Raw genomic sequence first — 21,253 nt, forward strand, 5'->3', positions numbered from 1 at the left:
TCCCCACTGGAACTGGGCGGGGTGACACAATGTCCGCGTGTGAGGACTTACAGATTCAGCAAACTCCATGGCCCTTGGTAAGTTGGCCATAGCACCATTAACCGCGAAAGGTCTCTAATGCCGCGCCCTCTCTCGATCGAACTGCGCCCGTTTCACGCATCTGACACGGCATTCTTCGCGGGGATGGCCTCCGATGAACGGGTGACCCGCTTCATCGGGGACGGGCAGCCTTGGGAGCAACAAACCATCCAGGACCGTGTAAGCGCAGCGCTGCGGCAGGATCTGCTCGACATCGTCGGCGCAACGCGCTGGTACCTGGCCACAGAAGCAAATGAATCTGTCGGCATCGTGGTCTCCTCCCGCAAGGACGACGGCGTCGAGGTTGGCTACTGGGTATCGCCGGAAAATTGGGGCCGCGGCATCGCCGGGGCCATGGTCGATGGCGCTCTAGCCAGTATTCCTAAGGACTACGGAACCAGTCAGCTTATAGCTCGCGTGGACCAGGCCAACGCCGCCTCTGCGAAGCTGCTCACCCGCCGTGGATTCCAGCTCAGCTCCAACCACGATGGGCTTAACCTCTACACTCTGGCGTAGCGATCAAACCCGACCAAGCCAAGGCGAGAGACAGAAGCGCACTCTCCCTTTCACGGTGGACGTTCAAAGATCAGCCCTCTCCAGCACCCTCAGGGACTTGTTCTCCGCTATGCGCTTGACGGAACGCAGCGGATGCCATCTCGTCTAGGCAACATATACGTTCGGACACAAAAGGAAGAAACCATGCACAGCAACTCAACATCAACCCCCTCCGGAGGTAAGTTAGATCCTCGCGATCGTTACCTTAAGGTTCCCCTTGTGCAGATCGACGCCTTTGCTGATGCCCTCTTCAATGGCAACCCGGCTGCCGTCATGCCCCTGCCCCAATGGCTACCGGACGGGGTACTCCAACAAGCAGCAGAAGAAAATAACCTCTCCGAGACGGCATTCCTAGTGAAGGCCCTGCCCAACGGAGTCCAGGCACCAGAGCCCGCCCATCCGGCATACCATTTGCGCTGGTTCACCCCTGCCGTCGAAGTCAATTTGTGCGGGCACGCGACCATGGCCGCAGCTTCCTACCTGTTTGACGACGAGCACCCCGAGGCTAAGGAGCTGCAGTTCTACACTCGCAGCGGCTGGCTCTCGGTGACCCGCTCCACCGACGGGCAATACACTATGGACTTCCCCTCCGAAATTCCCGTGCCGGTGGCAATTGAACCCACCTTAGCCAAGGCGCTTGGTGTCCCCGTGGTTGAGGCTCTACAAGCTACCGACCTGATCTATATGGTTGAGGACGCCCAAACCGTGATCGATCTTTCCCCGGACCTCGCGGTTCTGGCCGCACTGCCGGTTCGCGGGATGATTGTCACCGCTCCGGGCACCGGAACCGAATATGATGTGGTCTCCCGCTGGTTCGGTGGTGAAGCGGGCGTCTCCGAGGACCCTGTCACCGGCTCCGCCCACTGCCAGCTCGCTCCGCTATGGGCCGAACGACTCGGCAAGAATGAAATGATCGCTCGCCAGGCATCAGCCCGGGGCGGAACAGTGCGGATCAACTTCGAAGGTGAGCGCACCTTACTGACGGGTCGCTGTGTGCGCTTCATGGAAGGCAGCGCCTTCCTTCCTCGCTGAATCCCACGTCTCAGGCCAGACCTCGATGGTTGGCGTGAGGCGAGCCACACGATTCGTCTGCCCCATCAGCAACACCCGTATGCATAGTGATTCGTCCCGCAGAACGTTCCTCATTGGGACGAGAGTTAAGCCCACTGACCACTTCATCAGTACGCCCACATGCAAGTCGACGCCATTGATGAGCGAACCGCTTTCGATGCAGCTGCCGGATCTGACAGAGTGAGTCCATGGATAACACTTTGTTGCTCGTCGTTCTGATTCTCATCGTGCTGTTTGCGAGCATCAGCATTGTTGGTGCGTTGCATCGGATTCGTAACGCGAGTGAAAAAGCACTCGCCATTCTGGAAAGTCAGACCGCTCGGCAGAACACGGACAACTCGTCCCGGTGAAGGTTCCACCTGCGGGCACCGCCGGTAGTCGTGCAGCGCGTGTTTCTACGGCGTCATTTTGCACACATGGACGCGGATCCGACGGATATATTGTTTCGGTTAGGCGAGCTTTCGCGGCATCGTAGACTTGGTGGCTGGATTAGGGGGAATTATGTCGTTGACTATATTGGACGGCTCGCAAGGTGCAAGGTGATAGTGAAGTTCAGCCGTCTATTTGGCGACAGACAAGATCCCTTGCCGGAGCACAGTTCCGGGGTGAGCCGGGGTGGGTGAACGCTCTTGCTTTGCTTGCCACCGTGACGTATTCAATATTGTCGATGCTTCGGTACAGCTCGTTTCGTTCCTCCGGCTACGATCTGGGCATCTTCGACCAAGTTGTCCGGCAATACTCAGCTTTCATAGGTCCATACAGCGAAATTAAGGGCCTGACCTACAACATTCTCGGTGATCACTTCCACCCCATCATTGCGCTCTTGGGACCGTTGTATTGGCTCTGGAATGACCCGCGCATGCTGGGTATTGTGCTGGCGGTACTGATGGCTTTATCCATCTACCCGGTGTATCTGTTTGCTGGGGCGCGCCTGGGCCACTGGGCCGCACTGACCGTATCTGCCGGGTATGTGTTCTGGTGGCCGATCCAGGGGCTGGTGAACTTCGACTTCCACGAAATTGCCTTCGGCGTTCCCCTGATTGCGTGGATTATTTTCTTCATAGACCGGAACCGGTATGCAACTGTTGCCGTGCTCTCCGTGATCTTGTTGGGGGTTCGGGAGGACATGGGCTTCATGGTCATGGCGATCGCCTTAGTGATGGTGGTGCGACGGCGCTGGAAACTTGGACTCGCACTTTTTATCACAGGAGCCGTGGCATACCTGCTCACAACAGGAAAGATCATCCCGTTCTTCAACCGATCGGCCAGCTTTGGCTATTGGCAGTACACTTCTCTGGGCCCCACTATGGGGGAAGCCTTGGCTTTCATGGTGACGCATCCGTTGAACACTCTGTCTATCCTGTTCGACGACGGAACCAAGCGATTCTTATGGGCCGCCTTGTTCTTTCCTTTGGCGCTGCTGCCGCTCCTGTCACCTTATGTGCTGCTCGCAGCTCCCATTCTTGCCAGCAGGCTCCTGAGCGACCGTCCGGGCACTTGGTCCACGGCGTTTCAATACAACGCCATCCTGGCCCCTATCCTGGTCCTTTCCGCCGTGGATGTGCTCGCCAAGATCGCCAAACGGTTTCCCCAACTTCAGGGCGCGAAAGTATGGGTGCCTGCGGCGTTTGCCGTATCCGTGGCGGTAGGAATTGCTGTTATCCCAGGACTCTTTCCTGTCCATAACGTGGTGAGCGGCAAAGCCTGGCAGTACACCGCCCACATGGCTGCCCAGCAAAGAGCAGTGAATATGATCCCTTCCGGCGTTTGCGTGGAAGCCGATGACAGGCTGATACCGCACCTGACAAACCGGACCAATGCAGGCATGCTCGGCCGACAGGTGGACTATGCTAGTTGGGCCGTCATTGACTTCACGCAAACCGATACTGGAGGGGGTGGCGACGGCAACTTCACCCCGTTTCAGGCTCTGCAGTTCAAACAAGACTATGGGTTCCGCGTGGTCCATCAAGACGATGGCATCATGGTTCTCTACCGCCCCTATCTGCCTGGCCAAAGCGCCCCAGAATTCTGTTCATCGCCTTACCAGTCGGGACGCAACGAATGAAGCCGCAACGAATGAAGCAAAGCACACAAGTTCCACAGCGACCATGGCGTGTTGGACCCTTGCCCGCCTTAGCCGCTGCCGTCGTCATCTTCCTGCTAAGCGGCTGCGCCACGCAAACACTAGAGCCATTGGACGTCTCCGATGTGCAAGTCCTCACCGTCGCCGAGCGGTTCTCGGTAGACACAGACGGTACTTACCATGGCTGGTGGGACCAGTCTCAGCTACCCGGAAAGCCCACAAACCTCATCATTTTCAGCACGAAACAAAACAAGGTTATTCAACGCATCGGCACCCCGCCGGAACTTACAGCAGATAACTACAGCTTCTTGCGCAGCTCACGATGGGCCAACAACGTCATCATCGTGTTGGACCCAGCACGCAACCGGACCCTAGAGACCTTTGCCGTGGACCTGGACGGCAACCCCACCACTGGACCCGTCCGCGTGATAACCATCGACGGCTATGAGGGGTGGTGGAACTCGACGCCTGAAAACGGCGATCTGAGGAGATTGCCCAATGAGACGGTCGCGGTAAACACCCGCTCCAATAAAGTTGTTGACGGATACAACCGCACCACAAAAAGTACGAAAATCAGCTACACCGTCCACCCAAACCCGGCATGGCCACAAGAATCCGTCATCATCATCGATACGGCCACCAACAAAATCGTCGACAGCTTCCCCGTGGATGAGAACGGTAACCCCAAAAACTAAAACTACACATAGATAGCTGCTCTCAGCTGATCCAACACTTGCATGTTCCGCAGGGCGTTCCCTATCGGGCAAGCGCCTGCACAACTAGCTAGTTCGACATCCCGCCTGAATCACTTGTCATCCGCCCCTGTCAGGCCACGACAAGAGGTGGCTCGTCTCTCGGTGCGTCACGGAGCTGGCCCAAGGCACTGCTCCAGCTCAATAGTTGGTCAAGCATTTGATTCGCGGTTCCCACGTGGTGTTCCCCGGGAGCCAGCCTGTCCATTTCTACGAAATCCGCGAAGAGGGACAGGGCGACCTGCGCCCGGACATCGGCGAGCATCAGTTCTGCGGAGATGGTCCGCAGGTGTTCAACGGCCCGGGCACCGCCCAGTAGCCCGTAGCCAACGAAGCCAACGGCTTTGTTGTGCCACTCCCCAAAAAGGTAGTCCAGGGCGTCCTTCAGGGCCCCCGGAATTGAGTGGTTGTATTCGGGGGTGACGATGATGAACCCGTCGCAGGAGGCGACCGCTTGGGACCATGCGCGCGTGTGGGCGTGTCCGTACGGTTTCCCCATGGCTGCGGGGATCGCTTCGTTCAGGTGCGGAAGGTTGTAGTCGAGCAGGTCCAGCAGGACGAAGCCGTGTCCTTGGCGCTGATCTGCAATGGTTTTCATCCATTTGGCTACCATGATGGATCGACGTCCCGGGCGGGTGCTGCCTACGATAATTCCGATTTTCATTGGGTTCCTTGCTTTGCAGAAGTGTGGCGGTCGGTCAGTGAAGCAGGTGTGCGAGCGTGCTTTTGTTTTGCATCCCCTTGAGCGTCGTGCCGTCTTCCCAGAGAAGGACGGGCACCCCGGAGATTTTCTTTTCGCGGACGAACTCGAGCGAGTCGCGGACAAACCGTGTGCTCTCATCCTGGGTCAGCTCAACGCCGAGTCCCCGTGCGGTGGTCGTGAGGAATGTGGGGTCGGCGATGTTCTCGCCCTCGCTGAAGTGCGCCCGGAATAACGCCCGGACCATGGATGGGCCGCGCCCGGCTTGGCTTGCGTCGTAGATCGCCCGATGGGCGTCGAAGGTGTTGGAGTGGATGCCGTTTTCATAATCGAGGGTGATTCCTTCCTGCACGGCGATGGCCCGCACGCGATCGTTCTCGGCGTCCACGCCGGGTCCAAACCGTTCATGGAGCACGCGGATGAGGGGCTCGCCGGTCGTTGTCGCTGAGGGGTCGAGTTGGTGCGGCAGGAAGCCGAGCGGGTAGGTATCTGGATCCCGGTCTTTGTCGGTGATCACGCTGGCCACACGCTCGAAGGCGATGTAAGACCAGGCGCAGGCGACATCAATGATGAGGGAAGGCTTGGGTGTCATAATTTTTTGGCCTTCTTTCGTGGGAGGGATTGCCGAATCTTCGCAGTGGAGAGGATCAGGACGGCGATGGTCGCCACCAGGGAGAGGACCGCCGCGGCGAGAAAAGCCTGGGCGGTGCCGCCTCCCCGAATGACGATCTCCGCAATGAGTGGTGAGGTGAATTGCCCCAGGAACATGGCGGAGATCAACGCGCCGATCGAGCGCGCCCGATTCGCGGACGAGGTGTTGACCGACATCCACGAATTGAGGTTTGGCATGACGAGTCCGACGCCGAGGGCCGAGATCGTCAGGCCCGCCAAGACCTGGGCGATGGCCTCGGAGGTGCCGACCGTTGTCATGCCGGCAGCCATCAGCACCATGCTGAGCATCGCGACGTTGCGGAATCCCAGACGGGAAACCTGGCGATAGCTCAAGCTGGCGAGGGCCTGGACCAGGACCATCCACCCGATCACCAAGCCCGTGGTCGAGGACTCAGCGTCCATCTTCCCAAGCAGGAAAGGCAGTTGAGTCGGCACGACATAGAAGACAACCTGGATCACAAAGGCCAGCACCACGATGCCTGAAATCAGGCCCGGTGCACTGGGGTTCTGCCCCTCCCGTTGCCCGGCGTTGAGTTGTGGCAACGGAGGAGGGTCGGTGACTTTCCGCGCGACAAGGATGGCGACCGGCAGCGACAGGAGATACACGGCGAAAGACGCATTCCAGCTAATGGCGGCCAGCGCGCCGCCCAGGGACAGGAACACCGCCCCGCCCAGCCCGCTCGCAGCGGCCTGAAAGCCAAACATTCGGGACCGTCGCTCGCCCGTGAACCATTCGGAGATCAGCGCGGTTGAAGAGGTCATGGCACCGGCCACAGCGACACCGAGAATCGCGCGGGACACCATGAGCGCCGTCAGATCATCGATCCACAATCCCGCTGATCCCGCGACCGCATAGAGCACGACGGAGGCCTTGAGCACCAGGGACCGACTGAACCGGTCGTTGAGCCAGCCCAGGACCGGGGCGGAGACGGCTATGGACAGCTCAGTGATGGTGACAACGAGTTTGACCAAGAAGCCGGAATTCTCGACCTCAGAGAAGTAGTCGGCCATTTTCGGCAGCGCTGGGGAGATCGTTGCTCCGGCCATGACGGTGAGCATGCTCGCTGCAATTAGTGCCACAGACCCGCCGGTGAGGGGTTCTCGGCACTCGTGGATGGTCTCAAGCTGGTTGCGTTCGGTCATGCAGCGATGCTAAGACTTGAACAAAGGTTGAAGTCAACTAAAGAGGTGCAACGGAACAATGGCAACAAAGTCCATGACGGTTTCAGACCTGGCCCACGCCAGCAAGGTGAATGCGTCGGCCGTGCGCTTTTACGACAAGCATGGCCTGATCTCCGGTGAACGAACCTCCGGGAATCAACGCCGCTTCAGTGAAGAAGATGCCTGCCGGATCAAGGTGATTCGAGTCGCCCAACGCGTGGGCATGTCCGTGACCGAAATTTCTGAGCTGCTGATGAGCCTTCCACCTGAGCCGTCCCCGGCGGACTGGGCCATCGTTGGCACCAGACTTCGCGCTGCCGCCCAGGAACGCATCGATGAGCTCAACCATGCACTCGACGACCTGACAGGACCCGTGCAGCTGTGCGAGGTCAGCAGCGTCGTGGCCTCACCCGTCATGTAGCTCATCCCCTATGAAGGGAACAGGCTGCAAATGACGCGTCCATGGTCGAGCACCGGCCCCAAAGACAAGCTGTCCAGACGACAAGGAACCAGGCAGCTGCACGCGTCAGTGACAGGATCTCCCCTACGCCAAGTGATGCATCCCGCAGATGGTTCCCCTTTGAGGAACCATTCAAAGACTAGTTACCTTGTGTCGGCAGTTATCGCCAGAGGCTTCATGGCTGCTTCCACGCGTTCCGGAATCATCGTGACGCGAGGAGTGAGATCTTCCCCGGGGAAGGTGTCGTCGATGCAAGCACGCCAGAACTCCATGTGCTTTTCATCAAGCCAGTGCTCCGATTGCTCAACACCGGAACCGTCTTCACCCTGGACGCTGTACCAATACAGGTAGTCAATTCCATCGATCGTCTCCGAGAAGATCGTCTCAACGTACATCTGCTCGGGCTCAAGTGTCTCTCGAACTGCGGCAGCATTCGCGTTCAGGAATTGCATCCACTCCTCGACGCTGCTCTGTGCGTTCTCGCGGACTCGGAAACGGGTTAGTTCAGTCTTCATTTGTCCATAGTGCCGGGTTCGTACCGCGAAACTCAAAATGATTCCCAGTCAGGGTTCCTTGGGTTCTTGCGGTGATTGCAACACTTAGTGAATGAGTGTTGCTATGGCGAACTATTCAATCCTTTTCCGGCCGGATCTATTGCAGGTCTTTTGGGCAGGGATGCAGGCAGGTGATTTCATCACTGATGCCGTTATTCCGATCAATACCAGTAGGCGTACCGGGCGCACTGTTCTGGCTAACGCTGGTGGTGTGCGGCCCCGCCGCGGCAGGAATTTAAAGGGCCGTTGCCTGACCTTCACTCAGCGTGAAGAGATCGCGATTCTCCGTGCCCAGGGACAGTCCTTGAGAGCGATTGGGGAGGTTATTGGCCGGTCTGCCTCGACGGTATCCAGGGAGTTGAGACGCAACACGAAACCCGGCACCGCCTACCGGGCAACCTCGGCCCACATGCTCGCCTACGAGCGTGCCAGCCGGCCGAAACCGGCCAAACTCCACACGAACATAGCCCTGCGTACAGTGGTGGAAGCGGACCTTGCCAAGAAGTATTCACCGGAACAAATCGCAGGACGATTACGCGTCCAGTTCCCCAACGAAGAGGAGATGCGGGTGTCACCGGAGACTATTTACCAATCCCTGTACGTCCAGTCCAGGGGCGCCTTGAATCGGGATCTGGTCGCGTGTTTACGCACTGGGCGGGCCGTGCGGCGCCCCTCCCGCAAGACCGGGCAGCGTAAGAATCGGATCCCGGGAATGATCAATATTTCCCATCGCCCACCCGAAGTGGAAGACCGTGCCGTGCCAGGACATTGGGAAGGGGATTTGATCATTGGCAAGGGTAACCAGACCGCTATTGGGACCCTGGTGGAACGCAACACCAACTACACGATGCTCGTTCACTTACCCCAGGGGTACAAAGCTGAGCAGATGCGGGAGGCATTGACCGCAAAGATCAAAACACTCCCGCAAGCACTGCGACATTCCCTGACCTGGGATCAAGGCATTGAAATGCAGGACTGGAAAACCGTGAAGATTGATACGGGCATCGAGATCTACTTTTGCGACCCGCATTCGCCCTGGCAGCGTGGTATCAACGAGAACACAAATGGACTGCTGCGCCAGTATTTCCCCAAAGGCACTGATTTGAGCATCCACAGTGCCCAGGATCTTGACTGGGTCGCCGCTGAACTCAACGACAGACCACGCAAACGACTAGAGTTCAAGAAACCGATCGAACTGATCGAACCCCTCCTGTTGCAATGACCGCCAGAATCCGCCGGGTGCTCACCGGGCATTAAGTCGGGCGGGGTATACGCGAATGTGACACCTGCGGAACCACGTTGTTTCGAAGATTTCCGGAGTCGTCTGCACACGCTCCGGTGGAGGACCGTCTTGCGGGACGAGTTGCTAATGTCTACGAGGAACCGTCAAACAGGATGTTTCCGAGGTAGATTCCGATCTAGAAGAAGTCCGGTCGTGGCCTTAGCTATCCGCTGACTATCGAGATATTCGGGCCGAGATCTACTCGGGATTTCCCCGCCAGCGGTTCGATCTGAACGGTGAGGGGCCCGCGAGCCGGCTTGGATACCTTGGTGGGGAACCAGAGCCGTTCCTGCTGCACAACGATCAGGAGTCCATCGTGGCTGCCCATCGAGGTGAAGGTGCTGGACCGATCGTAGTAGGTGGGGATGGCCAACTCTTCGGAGAGCGTGGCCACAGTGTCCAGCACGTCGTCTACACCAATCCCGACTTCGCTGATGGACAGCATGTGCGGGCTTTCGCCCGTGCCGGGAACCGTGGACGCATCGGCGTCGCGGGCGATGTACTCCAGGATGATTCCTTCGGGTCCCAATAAATACAGGGAACGGGATTTCCACTCTTTCGAACCGAGGATGACCTCCGAGCCGTCTGCCTGGAGCAGGGAGACACGACGGGCCAACCACGTGTGGGCCAGTTCAAACTCCGAGGGAGGGACTCCGAAGGCGAGGTGATGGACACCGTCAAAACTCTCCCCGGTACTCAGCCTCAGTCGGCTGGAGCCGATGGTGACCTCCGCGCCAGCGGGTGTCGCTTCGACAGGCAGCAGAAGAACGTCGCGGTAGAACTGCACGGCCTTTTCGAGGTCGCGGACGGTGATGGAGACGTTGAGGATTTTCATTCCGGAACTTCCTTCTCTTGGAAATGGGTCCTAGCAGGATGCGTGCGGGGTCAGATGATTCTCGAGCCAAAACTTCCGGCCATCAGCATCTGGGGTGATTCGTGTGGCCGCGCGATGCTCGCCGTCCGACTTGGGGCTGTTCCTTCGCGGAGCCGTTTCCTCAGGAGCCTCAATCTTCGGCGTTGTTCGCGGGCGGAGTTTGCGCTCTGCACTAAAGCTTGTTCCCCGTCCCCCGTAGTGGTGGCTTCGCATTCGCCGTGGATCGATATGGCAGTCATAGTTTTCCTTGTGTTCGAGGGCGTACGCACCATGGAACTAGGTAAAGCTAGCTTGAGGTCAAGCCGGTGGCATGCAAACATGAGCACATGACCACCGCCATACCCAGAAGCATGCTGCCCATCGGTGAGATTGCGAGCAGGGCAGGCTTGTCGGTGCCCACCGTGAGGTATTACGAGTCACGCAACCTGATCACCTCTGAACGAACCGCGGGCAACAAGCGTCTCTTTCGTCGCTACACCCTACGGCGTCTGGCCGTCATTGCCGCTGGACAACGGGTAGGGCTGACCCTCGCCGAGATTGCGGAAGCGCTGGCCGAGCTGCCGCCAGACAGGGCCCCGACCCAGGACGATTGGCATCAGCTCAGCACGCACTGGGCGCAAATGGTGGCACGACGAATCCGTCAGCTGGAAAAACTCCAGGGATCACTCGATGACTGCATCGGCTGCGGTTGCCTCTCCCTCAAAAAATGCCACCTCTTCAACCCCCAAGACGAGGCGGCATCCGAAGGCCCGGGGTCGCGTTGGATTCGTAAGAGTATGGAATACGACGAAGAATAAGTTACTTGCTGTTGAACGCTGTCTCCTGATGCCATCGCATTGACCGTTCCGGCGCGATGGTGTCTCGCAGGCCGTTGGCATGCGGACGGTCTCTCGCAGATGAACCGGATCGTGCGAGGCCAGATCATAGATACTCTTGCTCTATGTTCTACAACACGCATCAGCGCGTAATTGCGGCTCCCGCCAATGAAGTTGGAGTGCTCCTTGACTCGCTGGCGAGCCAGAACGATCGATTGTGGCCCAGGAGCGAATGGCCAACAATGCGCCTAGATCGGCCGCTCAGCATTGGGGCAGCAGGAGGGCATGGGCCGGTGCGTTATTTCGTGAGCGCGTACGAACCCGGCAGAAGGATCGAATTTCAATTCACCGGCCCCTCTGGCTTTAACGGCCACCACTCATTCACTGCCAGTAGCCTTTCTGACAATTCAACGTTGCTTCGGCACGAGCTTTCCATGTCACCAAGAGGAACGGCGATAATAGCCTGGCCACTCTTCTTCCGCCCCATGCACGATGCGCTTATCGAAGAAAGCCTGGATCGCGCAGAACATGAATTCAGCTCCTCACCCGGCGCTGCACACCGCCGGTCACTGTGGGTGAAGATCCTTCGGGCACCGTTCTCGGCGCGCCCGACCCACAAACAAAGCGCCCGCTGAAGGTTCCCATTATGGCGCAGTCACTTCGGGCTTTAGCAATGGGAAGGAACCGAGCAGACCCGATCCGATGAACTATGCTTTGGCCATGGCCAAAATCTTCGATTCCATTGACAGGACCCTCAAGTCGTGGATGGAGGAACAGCCTATGTGGTTCGTCGCAACCGCGCCCCTTGGAGCAGACGGGCATGTAAACATGTCCCCCCGCGGACACGACTCGTTCTCTGTCTTGGGCGCCCACCGAGTTGGCTGGGTCGACTACACCGGCAGTGGAATCGAGACCATCGCACACATCCGAGAAAATGGCCGCGTGTGCCTCATGTTCAATTCGTTCGGTAGCCGTCCCCGCATTGTTCGACTACACGGTCAAGGCTCGGTGTTCCTTCCGGGTGAGGCAACATTCGAAGAGGTTGTGGCACTTCACCCCGAACACCCGAGCACCCGAGCGGTCATCACGGTAGACGTCACCCGCATCAGCGACTCGTGTGGCTGGGGTGTACCCGTCATGGAAATGACAAGCGAGCGTGACCTTCTCCGCCTGCAGGCCGAGAAGAAAGGCGCGGACGGCATGGTTGAATACCGCGCCGAGAAGAACGCGCGGAGCATCGACGGTCTGCCCGGGTTTCTTGCGGAAGCCTAACTTGGCCTTCCGGGAGGCGAGTCCCTCGCGCCCTGTCCAGTCCCGAAGGGTGTGACCACTAAGGGTTCGGCGGATTCTGGCGGTCATTGCAACAGGAGGGGTTCGATCAGTTCGATCGGTTTCTTGAACTCTAGTCGTTTGCGTGGTCTGTCGTTGAGTTCAGCGGCGACCCAGTCAAGATCCTGGGCACTGTGGATGCTCAAATCAGTGCCTTTGGGGAAATACTGGCGCAGCAGTCCATTTGTGTTCTCGTTGATACCACGCTGCCAGGGCGAATGCGGGTCGCAAAAGTAGATCTCGATGCCCGTATCAATCTTCACGGTTTTCCAGTCCTGCATTTCAATGCCTTGATCCCAGGTCAGGGAATGTCGCAGTGCTTGCGGGAGTGTTTTGATCTTTGCGGTCAATGCCTCCCGCATCTGCTCAGCTTTGTACCCCTGGGGTAAGTGAACGAGCATCGTGTAGTTGGTGTTGCGTTCCACCAGGGTCCCAATAGCGGTCTGGTTACCCTTGCCAATGATCAAATCCCCTTCCCAATGTCCTGGCACGGCACGGTCTTCCACTTCGGGTGGGCGATGGGAAATATTGATCATTCCCGGGATCCGATTCTTACGCTGCCCGGTCTTGCGGGAGGGGCGCCGCACGGCCCGCCCAGTGCGTAAACACGCGACCAGATCCCGATTCAAGGCGCCCCTGGACTGGACGTACAGGGATTGGTAAATAGTCTCCGGTGACACCCGCATCTCCTCTTCGTTGGGGAACTGGACGCGTAATCGTCCTGCGATTTGTTCCGGTGAATACTTCTTGGCAAGGTCCGCTTCCACCACTGTACGCAGGGCTATGTTCGTGTGGAGTTTGGCCGGTTTCGGCCGGCTGGCACGCTCGTAGGCGAGCATGTGGGCCGAGGTTGCCCGGTAGGCGGTGCCGGGTTTCGTGTTGCGTCTCAACTCCCTGGATACCGTCGAGGCAGACCGGCCAATAACCTCCCCAATCGCTCTCAAGGACTGTCCCTGGGCACGGAGAATCGCGATCTCTTCACGCTGAGTGAAGGTCAGGCAACGGCCCTTTAAATTCCTGCCGCGGCGGGGCCGCACACCACCAGCGTTAGCCAGAACAGTGCGCCCGGTACGCCTACTGGTATTGATCGGAATAACGGCATCAGTGATGAAATCACCTGCCTGCATCCCTGCCCAAAAGATCACCTGCCTGCATCCCTGCCCAAAAGACCTGCAATAGATCCGGCCGGAAAAGGATTGAATAGTTCGCCATAGCAACACTCATTCACTAAGTGTTGCAATCACCGCAAGAACCCAAGGTTCCCTTTAGGCCACACTTCATCGACGGCTGGGCCTATGTCATATGAGCCGTGCGCCTGCCCAATATTGTTAAGCTTTGCAACTATTGCCGCACGACAGATACACGAAAGTTCGAGGTTCTATGTCCCGCTCGTTCATGGCCGGTCCGGAGCAACTCGCCTCATTGGAGGGACAGCAGTATGTTGTACTTCGTCCTTCAGCCTCCATGATGGCTATGTACGAAAAGGAGCAGGACACGGCAAAGTCCTCGCTGCCAAATGTCGTCACGTATCCCAACACGGGGCACGTTACATTACGTGGTTTTTTCGAACCTGACCGCGTGGAACAGCTGAAAGCGGCCGTGCGCGAGTGGGCCACAGGACAACCATTGATTGACCTGCGCGTTGAGGCGATCGATAGTTTCCCGGCGCCATTCAAGATCGTAATTGCTCGTCTTGAGCGAACTCCCTCGCTCGTGAACGCCTACGCAGGGCTCACGGCGATGCTCAATCAAACTGATTTCAACCGCATCGGCGAGCTCAGCCTTGATGACTGGACCTTTCACATGTCGATCGCCTACTGCAGCGAGCTCCCCGACGATGCTTGGGATGACACGAGAACTTCTCTTGAGTACGAGTTCGCCGATCGACCCGTTGACGTAGCCTCTGAGCTCGAGTTCGTCTGGTACCAAGATGGAGTCGAGCACCGGGAAGTCATTGCCTTCGGACTAATCATGGCTGCGAATAGTTCTGCCAACGTCCCGTAAACCCTTCCTTGGGTTCTTGCGGTGATTGCAACACTTAGTGAATGAGTGTTGCTATGGCGAACTATTCAATCCTTTTCCGGCCGGATCTATTGCAGGTCTTTTGGGCAGGGATGCAGGCAGGTGATTTCATCACTGATGCCGTTATTCCGATCAATACCAGTAGGCGTACCGGGCGCACTGTTCTGGCTAACGCTGGTGGTGTGCGGCCCCGCCGCGGCAGGAATTTAAAGGGCCGTTGCCTGACCTTCACTCAGCGTGAAGAGATCGCGATTCTCCGCGCCCAGGGACAGTCCTTGAGAGCGATTGGGGAGGTTATTGGCCGGTCTGCCTCGACGGTATCCAGGGAGTTGAGACGCAACACGAAACCCGGCACCGCCTACCGGGCAACCTCGGCCCACATGCTCGCCTACGAGCGTGCCAGCCGGCCGAAACCGGCCAAACTCCACACGAACATAGCCCTGCGTACAGTGGTGGAAGCGGACCTTGCCAAGAAGTATTCACCGGAACAAATCGCAGGACGATTACGCGTCCAGTTCCCCAACGAAGAGGAGATGCGGGTGTCACCGGAGACTATTTACCAATCCCTGTACGTCCAGTCCAGGGGCGCCTTGAATCGGGATCTGGTCGCGTGTTTACGCACTGGGCGGGCCGTGCGGCGCCCCTCCCGCAAGACCGGGCAGCGTAAGAATCGGATCCCGGGAATGATCAATATTTCCCATCGCCCACCCGAAGTGGAAGACCGTGCCGTGCCAGGACATTGGGAAGGGGATTTGATCATTGGCAAGGGTAACCAGACCGCTATTGGGACCCTGGTGGAACGCAACACCAACTACACGATGCTCGTTCACTTACCCCAGGGGTACAAAGCTGAGCAGATGCGGGAGGCATTGACCGCAAAGATCAAAACACTCCCGCAAGCACTGCGACATTCCCTGACCTGGGATCAAGGCATTGAAATGCAGGACTGGAAAACCGTGAAGATTGATACGGGCATCGAGATCTACTTTTGCGACCCGCATTCGCCCTGGCAGCGTGGTATCAACGAGAACACAAATGGACTGCTGCGCCAGTATTTCCCCAAAGGCACTGATTTGAGCATCCACAGTGCCCAGGATCTTGACTGGGTCGCCGCTGAACTCAACGACAGACCACGCAAACGACTAGAGTTCAAGAAACCGATCGAACTGATCGAACCCCTCCTGTTGCAATGACCGCCAGAATCCGCCCTTCCCCCTACGGGCATAAGAAGGCTGAGCAGACGAGTACTGAAATTTGTGCAGGCGACTCCTGAAAATGACAGCTCGGATGGAGCAGAGATGACCCTGGAGTGTCTCATAAGCTAGGTGCCTCGCCACCTGAACTCGCCACCCATGGGTTCTGATCCTGCAAGAGTCGCCGTTGATGCACGGCCGCCCGTCGGCTGAAGGGCCTGGGGTGGAGGCAGAAAATTGGTTCTACTTACTATTGATGCGTGTCTGGAGCAGCTTGGCGTGTCGAAGGTTCATATAGCCCAGAACGATCGTGAAGGTCCCAATGATGGGGAAAGTGGCAAGGTATGAAAAATTGCCTGTCCACCAAAGTCCAACCCCCATGCCCCAAGATACGAGAGCGACGACCCATAAGATGACAAGCCCGGTTTTGGCCGTGGATTCGTACTCCCAAGTTTGCATGAGTGGTTCGGGATCCTGTGCTAGTTCTGTCTTCTGGTAAAGCCGGTGAGTGAAACGTATTCCGGCAATGCACAGGACTACATAGCCCGCCGCCAGTATTGAATTGGCCAACAGGTATCCACCCAATGCCACCAGTTGTGGAAGTAGCAGCCGGTATAGAGTGAAAAACAGCAGCCAAGCAACGAGCTCTGCATATATTTTCCAGTTTGAACTCCTGAGCCGGGTGTGAAACTTCATCTCAGGGTCCCCCTTTTGGCTTTATTGTCTACGCTCCAGACAAACAGAAGATGCCTCCATGCTCGGCCGTGAATGCCGCCTTGGCAAAGCCAGGGAACCAGTTTTATCTGTGCGCTGTTGCCTCGGGTTCACTGAGCCGCGTTCTCAACTCCTCGATTTGACTTGGCAGCCCTGCTAACTCCCAGAGTCCACGATTAGTAACTACCTGCACGATATGTAGCTGAGGGTTCATGGACCAAATTTTGCGCAGAGGCGGGCGCTGCCCCGTGTCCTCGCCGAGCTCGCTGACTTCCAATTCGACCGGGGTACCACTGGGTATGCGCACCTGCCATAGGTAAGGCTGGAAACTCAGCTGACCGTAGCCGACGGTAATACGACCATGCCGCCATTTGCCATCATGCTCACGAAGGGCCGCCTCGATCCGGTCTCCAACCAGCCGCTTCCCAATTATTTGCCTCAATAACACCGCAAAAGCAGCTACCACCAGCGTGACAACGACGACGACCAGTAACAATCCGGGCTTGACCTCACGACCATTGCCGAAAAGCGCCGGCAGAACAAGCACTGCAAGGATCCCGATGAGCATGCCGCCGACAATGCTGAAAATGAGGAAAGACTGTTCACGAAGAGGCCCGCGATTACGAGGCATTGACGACCTCCGTGTTGGCTTGATAACGAATTGTGAAAGAGCAGTACAAATTATCCCGAGCATAATCTGCGATTACGCAGCCGTAAAGAGCAAGGTTGCCAAGGAAGCGCCCAGAGCCAAAGTACGTTACCGCCAACGCGGAGAAGAATGCACCGCTCTTTGTCCGCAAGGGGTTCCACCTACGGGAACTGTGCGGCTGCGCTTTCGGCACCAGCGGCTATTCTCTCTGTGGCCGCGCGTTTCGATGGACTTGAGGGCTACCAGGGGTTCAGCGTCGTCTCACTGTCCAAGGGCCCGCGTCCGGCCAACCATGCCATAAACAACTGCCGACTAATAGATGAATCGAGTCGGTCGGGGACGGTTGCAAGCAATACAGGAAGCTCCCAGTCCACATACTCATCCGGCCAATCCGACGGGCCGTAGCCCAGTCCGAGATCGACGTGGTGCATCTCCACCTCGCGGAGTCTGTGTGCCGGGCAACCACCCACACCGTAATGCCCTCCGCCAAGGAAATGTCCATTGGGCCATCCTGCAGCAGTTGATTGCGTGAATATCTCTTCAAGACACATCATGCTGGCTTTCAGATCGGCGATGATCTCACTAGCCGACCGCGTTGCCCCGTCTTCAATCTCGGTGCTGCGCTGTTGCTCACCACTTTGGTATTTAGGAACATCCCGGCCTCCCAGCGCACCTGACAGTCTTCGCGCATGGGCGTCCGCATTGCGAGCAAGATGGGTCAGTACATGGCCCACGGTCCATCCAGGCAGCCGACTAGGCGATTGGACGTCCTCGTCCGTTAGCTGGGACACGCGGCGCATCAACCGCCCCTGCGCTTCACGGCATAATCGAGACGCCAGTTCCGGATTACTCTCAAGATCCACGAGTAAATCAACCTTTCTTCGCCACTCGAACACCGACAACTCTGCCACAAGCGCTCACAATGACATGGGATGGGCAGACATGATCCAGAGATGACACCGATCAACCGTGCAGTGGTTGCTGTGATGCACCATATTCTTCACCCCTGCAGGAGCAGATCCTCGGTGTTCAAAGCAGAGTCCCTTCTCATAATCGTTAGTCTGAAGGCATGAATCAGACCCGTAGCGCACCAACAGCTTCCACTCACGGCGCTGTTCTGCATGATGCTGTTCGCCCGGCCTGGTCAGCGGAGGTGGTCTCGTGGCTATTGGGATCACCCTTGAGCGGTCGGCGACTGGCAGTACTGGATCTCGGAGCCGGCACAGGACTAGGAACACGGACCATCGCAACACTCGGACACGCCGTCATCGCCGTTGATACCTCCACCAACATGCTCGCCGTACTCCAAACCGCTTGCCAGGAACTGCCCTCCGAAGTCGCTAATCGCATCAGGGCCCTTACCGGATCAGCAGAATACATCCCCTTGGGCGAACAGAGTGTCGACGCCATTATTTGCCTCCAAGCCTGGCACTGGGTCGAACCCGAACGGGCCACAGCCGAATGTGACCGTGTACTCAAGCAAAACGGCATGATGGGCATGGCCTGGCACACCTGGGACCGCACTAACGAGTGGGTCCAGGCACTCGCTGCAATCGTCGAACCGAACGGAACCCCTACCGACCAAACACTCAGCGTGCCCGAGGAGTTGGCCGGGCGAGGCACCTTTGAACGCAAGGAATACCCCCTCAACTACGAGCTGACAGTCGATCAACTCGTTCAGCTCGCCAGCTCCTGGTCTTACGTAGCGAAGAGACCGGACCGAAACGTCGTCTTGACCAAAATCCGCAGCCTGGGCGAACAAGCAGCGTCGCCTAGCACAGGCCTTGTCAGATTCCCGCACATAACGGCCGCCTTTAGACTCAAACAGACCGGACAGCCAGTCGTAGGTTAGACCCAACGGCAATTCAAGCAGACCTCATAATAAGTGTCCGCAGGAGGTTCCTTGGGTTCTTGCGGTGATTGCAACACTTAGTGAATGAGTGTTGCTATGGCGAACTATTCAATCCTTTTCCGGCCGGATCTATTGCAGGTCTTTTGGGCAGGGATGCAGGCAGGTGATTTCATCACTGATGCCGTTATTCCGATCAATACCAGTAGGCGTACCGGGCGCACTGTTCTGGCTAACGCTGGTGGTGTGCGGCCCCGCCGCGGCAGGAATTTAAAGGGCCGTTGCCTGACCTTCACTCAGCGTGAAGAGATCGCGATTCTCCGTGCCCAGGGACAGTCCTTGAGAGCGATTGGGGAGGTTATTGGCCGGTCTGCCTCGACGGTATCCAGGGAGTTGAGACGCAACACGAAACCCGGCACCGCCTACCGGGCAACCTCGGCCCACATGCTCGCCTACGAGCGTGCCAGCCGGCCGAAACCGGCCAAACTCCACACGAACATAGCCCTGCGTACAGTGGTGGAAGCGGACCTTGCCAAGAAGTATTCACCGGAACAAATCGCAGGACGATTACGCGTCCAGTTCCCCAACGAAGAGGAGATGCGGGTGTCACCGGAGACTATTTACCAATCCCTGTACGTCCAGTCCAGGGGCGCCTTGAATCGGGATCTGGTCGCGTGTTTACGCACTGGGCGGGCCGTGCGGCGCCCCTCCCGCAAGACCGGGCAGCGTAAGAATCGGATCCCGGGAATGATCAATATTTCCCATCGCCCACCCGAAGTGGAAGACCGTGCCGTGCCAGGACATTGGGAAGGGGATTTGATCATTGGCAAGGGTAACCAGACCGCTATTGGGACCCTGGTGGAACGCAACACCAACTACACGATGCTCGTTCACTTACCCCAGGGGTACAAAGCTGAGCAGATGCGGGAGGCATTGACCGCAAAGATCAAAACACTCCCGCAAGCACTGCGACATTCCCTGACCTGGGATCAAGGCATTGAAATGCAGGACTGGAAAACCGTGAAGATTGATACGGGCATCGAGATCTACTTTTGCGACCCGCATTCGCCCTGGCAGCGTGGTATCAACGAGAACACAAATGGACTGCTGCGCCAGTATTTCCCCAAAGGCACTGATTTGAGCATCCACAGTGCCCAGGATCTTGACTGGGTCGCCGCTGAACTCAACGACAGACCACGCAAACGACTAGAGTTCAAGAAACCGATCGAACTGATCGAACCCCTCCTGTTGCAATGACCGCCAGAATCCGCCGAACCTCCTGCGGGACAGTCGAGGCTTCGCTCTTTATCGCTGGTTATATACCAACAGGGTTTCTAGCCGGGTGTTTTGTCCCCGTGCTCAGGATTGCTCACTCCGGGAGGGTATCGAGGGCCGCGGTGAGCTGTTCCTCTGGTGGGAGTATCGCACGATCCTCGGTGGTGAGCTGATCATAGGTGTAAGCGGCCACAGCCATGGGCGAGGTGGAACGTCCAAGGGCGTATCGAACGGTGTGATCGTTCTTGCTACCGCAGATGAGAATTCCGACTGTCGGCGCGTGAGCTTGGCGTCGTAGTTTGTCATCGACCAACGCGACATAAAAATTCAGCTTCCCAGCGAATTCGGGTTGGAACTTCCCCGTTTTTAGTTCGATGACGAAGTAACGCAGCTGCTCGACATGGAAGAACAAGAGATCAATGTAAAAGTCGTCTCCGTCCACTTCCATATGAACTTGGCGGCCAACAAAGGCGAAGCCTGGGCCCAATTCCCGCAGTGTCTCCACGATACGGTCCATGAGCGCCTGTTCCAGGTCTCTTTCTGCCACCTCGCCCGATAGCCCCAGAAACTCAAAGGCATAAGGGTCCTTGGCCACTTGTTGTGCCAGTTCCGAGTCCGCGGCAGCCAAATGCTGCGTGAAGTTAGACGGCGCGGTCCCCGTGCGTTCCATGGACCGGTTCATCATCATGTTCAGCAGGACATTGCGGGACCATCCGAATTCCACGGTGGCGGCGGCATACCAATCACGCGCTTGAGGGGTTTCTGCCTTGTCAAGAATGGTGCGGATGTGTCCCCACGGCAATTGCGCCACAAGCTGTGGCACATTTGACTCAGGTCCCCAAGCGCTGGCCATGGTCCGCATGTACTGCAGGTTGCGTTGGGAAAAACCCTTCATCAGCGGAAACTCGGTGCGTAGGTCCTCAGCCAAACGGCGGATGACGCCGGCACCCCATCCTTGGTTGTCTTGATGCGCAAGTATTTGCTGCCCAATGCCCCAGTACAGGCTAATGAGTTCCGTATTGACTCTGCGCTGGGCAGTAATCCTTGCTTCACGGACCCGATCCTTCAACGAAGCCAGCACCTGGGCATAGTCGTCGGGAAGAGGGGAAAGGTCGCCGGATGTCATCAATCAAGACTACCCAACGCCTCTCGACCAAACATTCAC

At 57.6% G+C, this 21,253-nt stretch carries 23 protein-coding genes; 13 read left to right on the forward strand and 10 right to left on the reverse strand.

Features of this window, described 5'->3' with window-relative positions; genetic code table 11:
• Window positions 1–117: 117 nt before the first annotated feature.
• From AAFM46_RS08170 to AAFM46_RS08190, 5 genes are all read left to right on the forward strand, one after another.
• Window positions 118–594, forward strand: coding sequence for a GNAT family N-acetyltransferase (locus AAFM46_RS08170; RefSeq protein WP_343317353.1), 477 nt, complete (start codon window positions 118–120; stop codon window positions 592–594).
• A gap of 183 nt (window positions 595–777) precedes the next feature.
• Window positions 778–1,665, forward strand: coding sequence for a PhzF family phenazine biosynthesis protein (locus AAFM46_RS08175; RefSeq protein WP_343317354.1), 888 nt, complete (start codon window positions 778–780; stop codon window positions 1,663–1,665).
• 227 nt (window positions 1,666–1,892) lie between these two features.
• A complete protein-coding gene (locus AAFM46_RS08180) occupies window positions 1,893–2,054 on the forward strand; it encodes a hypothetical protein (protein WP_343317355.1) in 162 nt (53 codons plus the stop codon).
• A gap of 296 nt (window positions 2,055–2,350) precedes the next feature.
• Window positions 2,351–3,769 (forward strand): DUF2079 domain-containing protein, encoded by a 1,419-nt coding sequence (locus tag AAFM46_RS08185; RefSeq protein ID WP_343317356.1) that lies wholly within the window; start codon window positions 2,351–2,353, stop codon window positions 3,767–3,769.
• 11 nt (window positions 3,770–3,780) lie between these two features.
• Complete coding sequence (locus AAFM46_RS08190; RefSeq protein ID WP_343317357.1) at window positions 3,781–4,482, forward strand: hypothetical protein; 702 nt, start codon at window positions 3,781–3,783, stop codon at window positions 4,480–4,482.
• Between the two features lie 130 nt (window positions 4,483–4,612).
• On the opposite strand, the gene AAFM46_RS08195 is transcribed toward AAFM46_RS08190, so the two are convergent.
• From AAFM46_RS08195 to AAFM46_RS08205, 3 genes are read right to left on the reverse strand one after another with little or no spacing between them, the layout of a single operon-like run.
• Window positions 4,613–5,203, reverse strand: a complete 591-nt coding sequence (locus AAFM46_RS08195) for an NAD(P)H-dependent oxidoreductase (protein WP_343317358.1) — start codon at window positions 5,201–5,203, stop codon at window positions 4,613–4,615.
• A 34-nt stretch (window positions 5,204–5,237) separates the two neighbouring features.
• Window positions 5,238–5,831 (reverse strand): DsbA family protein, encoded by a 594-nt coding sequence (locus tag AAFM46_RS08200; protein WP_343317359.1) that lies wholly within the window; start codon window positions 5,829–5,831, stop codon window positions 5,238–5,240.
• Window positions 5,828–7,054, reverse strand: coding sequence for an MFS transporter (locus AAFM46_RS08205; RefSeq protein WP_343317360.1), 1,227 nt, complete (start codon window positions 7,052–7,054; stop codon window positions 5,828–5,830). The genes AAFM46_RS08200 and AAFM46_RS08205 overlap by 4 nt, the downstream gene beginning before the upstream one ends.
• 73 nt (window positions 7,055–7,127) lie before the next feature.
• On the opposite strand from AAFM46_RS08205, the gene AAFM46_RS08210 reads away from it, so the two are divergent.
• Complete coding sequence (locus AAFM46_RS08210) at window positions 7,128–7,493, forward strand: MerR family transcriptional regulator (RefSeq protein WP_343317362.1); 366 nt, start codon at window positions 7,128–7,130, stop codon at window positions 7,491–7,493.
• 182 nt (window positions 7,494–7,675) lie between these two features.
• Here AAFM46_RS08210 and AAFM46_RS08215 read toward each other — a convergent pair whose 3' ends face one another.
• Entirely contained in the window at window positions 7,676–8,047 is a 372-nt protein-coding gene (locus tag AAFM46_RS08215) for a DUF6176 family protein (protein WP_343317364.1), read from the reverse strand.
• A 91-nt stretch (window positions 8,048–8,138) separates the two neighbouring features.
• On the opposite strand from AAFM46_RS08215, the gene AAFM46_RS08220 reads away from it, so the two are divergent.
• Entirely contained in the window at window positions 8,139–9,308 is a 1,170-nt protein-coding gene (locus tag AAFM46_RS08220; protein WP_343317366.1) for an IS30 family transposase, read from the forward strand.
• A gap of 223 nt (window positions 9,309–9,531) precedes the next feature.
• On the opposite strand, the gene AAFM46_RS08225 is transcribed toward AAFM46_RS08220, so the two are convergent.
• Entirely contained in the window at window positions 9,532–10,203 is a 672-nt protein-coding gene (locus AAFM46_RS08225) for a hypothetical protein (RefSeq protein ID WP_110107707.1), read from the reverse strand.
• Window positions 10,204–10,568: 365 nt separating this feature from the next.
• Here AAFM46_RS08225 and soxR point away from each other — a divergent pair, with 365 nt between their 5' ends.
• Both soxR and AAFM46_RS08235 read left to right on the forward strand, forming a co-directional pair.
• On the forward strand, window positions 10,569–11,039 hold the full coding sequence (gene soxR, locus AAFM46_RS08230; RefSeq protein WP_110107709.1) for a redox-sensitive transcriptional activator SoxR: 471 nt from the start codon (window positions 10,569–10,571) through the stop codon (window positions 11,037–11,039).
• 738 nt (window positions 11,040–11,777) lie between these two features.
• Window positions 11,778–12,329: a pyridoxamine 5'-phosphate oxidase family protein gene (locus AAFM46_RS08235; protein WP_343317367.1), complete on the forward strand. Its 552-nt coding sequence runs from the start codon at window positions 11,778–11,780 to the stop codon at window positions 12,327–12,329.
• Between the two features lie 83 nt (window positions 12,330–12,412).
• Here AAFM46_RS08235 and AAFM46_RS08240 read toward each other — a convergent pair whose 3' ends face one another.
• The gene (locus AAFM46_RS08240) at window positions 12,413–13,531 is read right to left on the reverse strand and encodes an IS30 family transposase (RefSeq protein WP_343317368.1); all 1,119 of its coding nucleotides are present in this window, start codon (window positions 13,529–13,531) and stop codon (window positions 12,413–12,415) included.
• Window positions 13,532–13,766: 235 nt separating this feature from the next.
• On the opposite strand from AAFM46_RS08240, the gene AAFM46_RS08245 reads away from it, so the two are divergent.
• Complete coding sequence (locus tag AAFM46_RS08245) at window positions 13,767–14,390, forward strand: 2'-5' RNA ligase family protein (protein WP_343317369.1); 624 nt, start codon at window positions 13,767–13,769, stop codon at window positions 14,388–14,390.
• A 41-nt stretch (window positions 14,391–14,431) separates the two neighbouring features.
• The gene (locus AAFM46_RS08250) at window positions 14,432–15,601 is read left to right on the forward strand and encodes an IS30 family transposase (protein ID WP_343317366.1); all 1,170 of its coding nucleotides are present in this window, start codon (window positions 14,432–14,434) and stop codon (window positions 15,599–15,601) included.
• Between the two features lie 243 nt (window positions 15,602–15,844).
• Here AAFM46_RS08250 and AAFM46_RS08255 read toward each other — a convergent pair whose 3' ends face one another.
• From AAFM46_RS08255 to AAFM46_RS08265, 3 genes are all read right to left on the reverse strand, one after another.
• Window positions 15,845–16,171, reverse strand: a complete 327-nt coding sequence (locus tag AAFM46_RS08255) for a hypothetical protein (RefSeq protein ID WP_343317370.1) — start codon at window positions 16,169–16,171, stop codon at window positions 15,845–15,847.
• A 229-nt stretch (window positions 16,172–16,400) separates the two neighbouring features.
• Window positions 16,401–16,946: a hypothetical protein gene (locus AAFM46_RS08260; RefSeq protein WP_343317371.1), complete on the reverse strand. Its 546-nt coding sequence runs from the start codon at window positions 16,944–16,946 to the stop codon at window positions 16,401–16,403.
• Between the two features lie 257 nt (window positions 16,947–17,203).
• Entirely contained in the window at window positions 17,204–17,827 is a 624-nt protein-coding gene (locus AAFM46_RS08265) for a maleylpyruvate isomerase family mycothiol-dependent enzyme (protein WP_343317372.1), read from the reverse strand.
• Window positions 17,828–18,033: 206 nt separating this feature from the next.
• Here AAFM46_RS08265 and AAFM46_RS08270 point away from each other — a divergent pair, with 206 nt between their 5' ends.
• Both AAFM46_RS08270 and AAFM46_RS08275 read left to right on the forward strand, forming a co-directional pair.
• Entirely contained in the window at window positions 18,034–18,816 is a 783-nt protein-coding gene (locus AAFM46_RS08270; RefSeq protein ID WP_343317373.1) for a class I SAM-dependent methyltransferase, read from the forward strand.
• Window positions 18,817–18,900: 84 nt separating this feature from the next.
• Window positions 18,901–20,070: an IS30 family transposase gene (locus AAFM46_RS08275; protein ID WP_343317366.1), complete on the forward strand. Its 1,170-nt coding sequence runs from the start codon at window positions 18,901–18,903 to the stop codon at window positions 20,068–20,070.
• Between the two features lie 112 nt (window positions 20,071–20,182).
• Here AAFM46_RS08275 and AAFM46_RS08280 read toward each other — a convergent pair whose 3' ends face one another.
• A complete protein-coding gene (locus tag AAFM46_RS08280; protein WP_062008730.1) occupies window positions 20,183–21,214 on the reverse strand; it encodes a PDDEXK nuclease domain-containing protein in 1,032 nt (343 codons plus the stop codon).
• Window positions 21,215–21,253: the final 39 nt, after the last annotated feature.

Origin of the sequence: Arthrobacter sp. TMP15 (assembly GCF_039529835.1) — a bacterium.
In the GTDB taxonomy this organism is placed as follows: Bacteria; Actinomycetota; Actinomycetes; order Actinomycetales; family Micrococcaceae; genus Specibacter.

What these genes read in the sequence shown, in the direction of transcription:
- AAFM46_RS08220 (WP_343317366.1), top strand. Translation starts at nt 8,139, where the DNA reads ATGAGTGTTGCTATGGCGAACTATTCAATCCTTTTCCGGCCGGATCTA.
- AAFM46_RS08215 (WP_343317364.1), bottom strand. Translation starts at nt 8,047, where the DNA reads ATGAAGACTGAACTAACCCGTTTCCGAGTCCGCGAGAACGCACAGAGC.
- AAFM46_RS08270 (WP_343317373.1), top strand. Translation starts at nt 18,034, where the DNA reads ATGAATCAGACCCGTAGCGCACCAACAGCTTCCACTCACGGCGCTGTT.
- AAFM46_RS08245 (WP_343317369.1), top strand. Translation starts at nt 13,767, where the DNA reads ATGTCCCGCTCGTTCATGGCCGGTCCGGAGCAACTCGCCTCATTGGAG.
- AAFM46_RS08180 (WP_343317355.1), top strand. Translation starts at nt 1,893, where the DNA reads ATGGATAACACTTTGTTGCTCGTCGTTCTGATTCTCATCGTGCTGTTT.
- AAFM46_RS08275 (WP_343317366.1), top strand. Translation starts at nt 18,901, where the DNA reads ATGAGTGTTGCTATGGCGAACTATTCAATCCTTTTCCGGCCGGATCTA.
- AAFM46_RS08235 (WP_343317367.1), top strand. Translation starts at nt 11,778, where the DNA reads ATGGCCAAAATCTTCGATTCCATTGACAGGACCCTCAAGTCGTGGATG.
- AAFM46_RS08260 (WP_343317371.1), bottom strand. Translation starts at nt 16,946, where the DNA reads ATGCCTCGTAATCGCGGGCCTCTTCGTGAACAGTCTTTCCTCATTTTC.
- AAFM46_RS08250 (WP_343317366.1), top strand. Translation starts at nt 14,432, where the DNA reads ATGAGTGTTGCTATGGCGAACTATTCAATCCTTTTCCGGCCGGATCTA.
- AAFM46_RS08200 (WP_343317359.1), bottom strand. Translation starts at nt 5,831, where the DNA reads ATGACACCCAAGCCTTCCCTCATCATTGATGTCGCCTGCGCCTGGTCT.
- AAFM46_RS08205 (WP_343317360.1), bottom strand. Translation starts at nt 7,054, where the DNA reads ATGACCGAACGCAACCAGCTTGAGACCATCCACGAGTGCCGAGAACCC.
- AAFM46_RS08210 (WP_343317362.1), top strand. Translation starts at nt 7,128, where the DNA reads ATGACGGTTTCAGACCTGGCCCACGCCAGCAAGGTGAATGCGTCGGCC.
- soxR (WP_110107709.1), top strand. Translation starts at nt 10,569, where the DNA reads ATGACCACCGCCATACCCAGAAGCATGCTGCCCATCGGTGAGATTGCG.
- AAFM46_RS08280 (WP_062008730.1), bottom strand. Translation starts at nt 21,214, where the DNA reads ATGACATCCGGCGACCTTTCCCCTCTTCCCGACGACTATGCCCAGGTG.
- AAFM46_RS08190 (WP_343317357.1), top strand. Translation starts at nt 3,781, where the DNA reads ATGAAGCAAAGCACACAAGTTCCACAGCGACCATGGCGTGTTGGACCC.
- AAFM46_RS08170 (WP_343317353.1), top strand. Translation starts at nt 118, where the DNA reads ATGCCGCGCCCTCTCTCGATCGAACTGCGCCCGTTTCACGCATCTGAC.
- AAFM46_RS08195 (WP_343317358.1), bottom strand. Translation starts at nt 5,203, where the DNA reads ATGAAAATCGGAATTATCGTAGGCAGCACCCGCCCGGGACGTCGATCC.
- AAFM46_RS08225 (WP_110107707.1), bottom strand. Translation starts at nt 10,203, where the DNA reads ATGAAAATCCTCAACGTCTCCATCACCGTCCGCGACCTCGAAAAGGCC.
- AAFM46_RS08175 (WP_343317354.1), top strand. Translation starts at nt 778, where the DNA reads ATGCACAGCAACTCAACATCAACCCCCTCCGGAGGTAAGTTAGATCCT.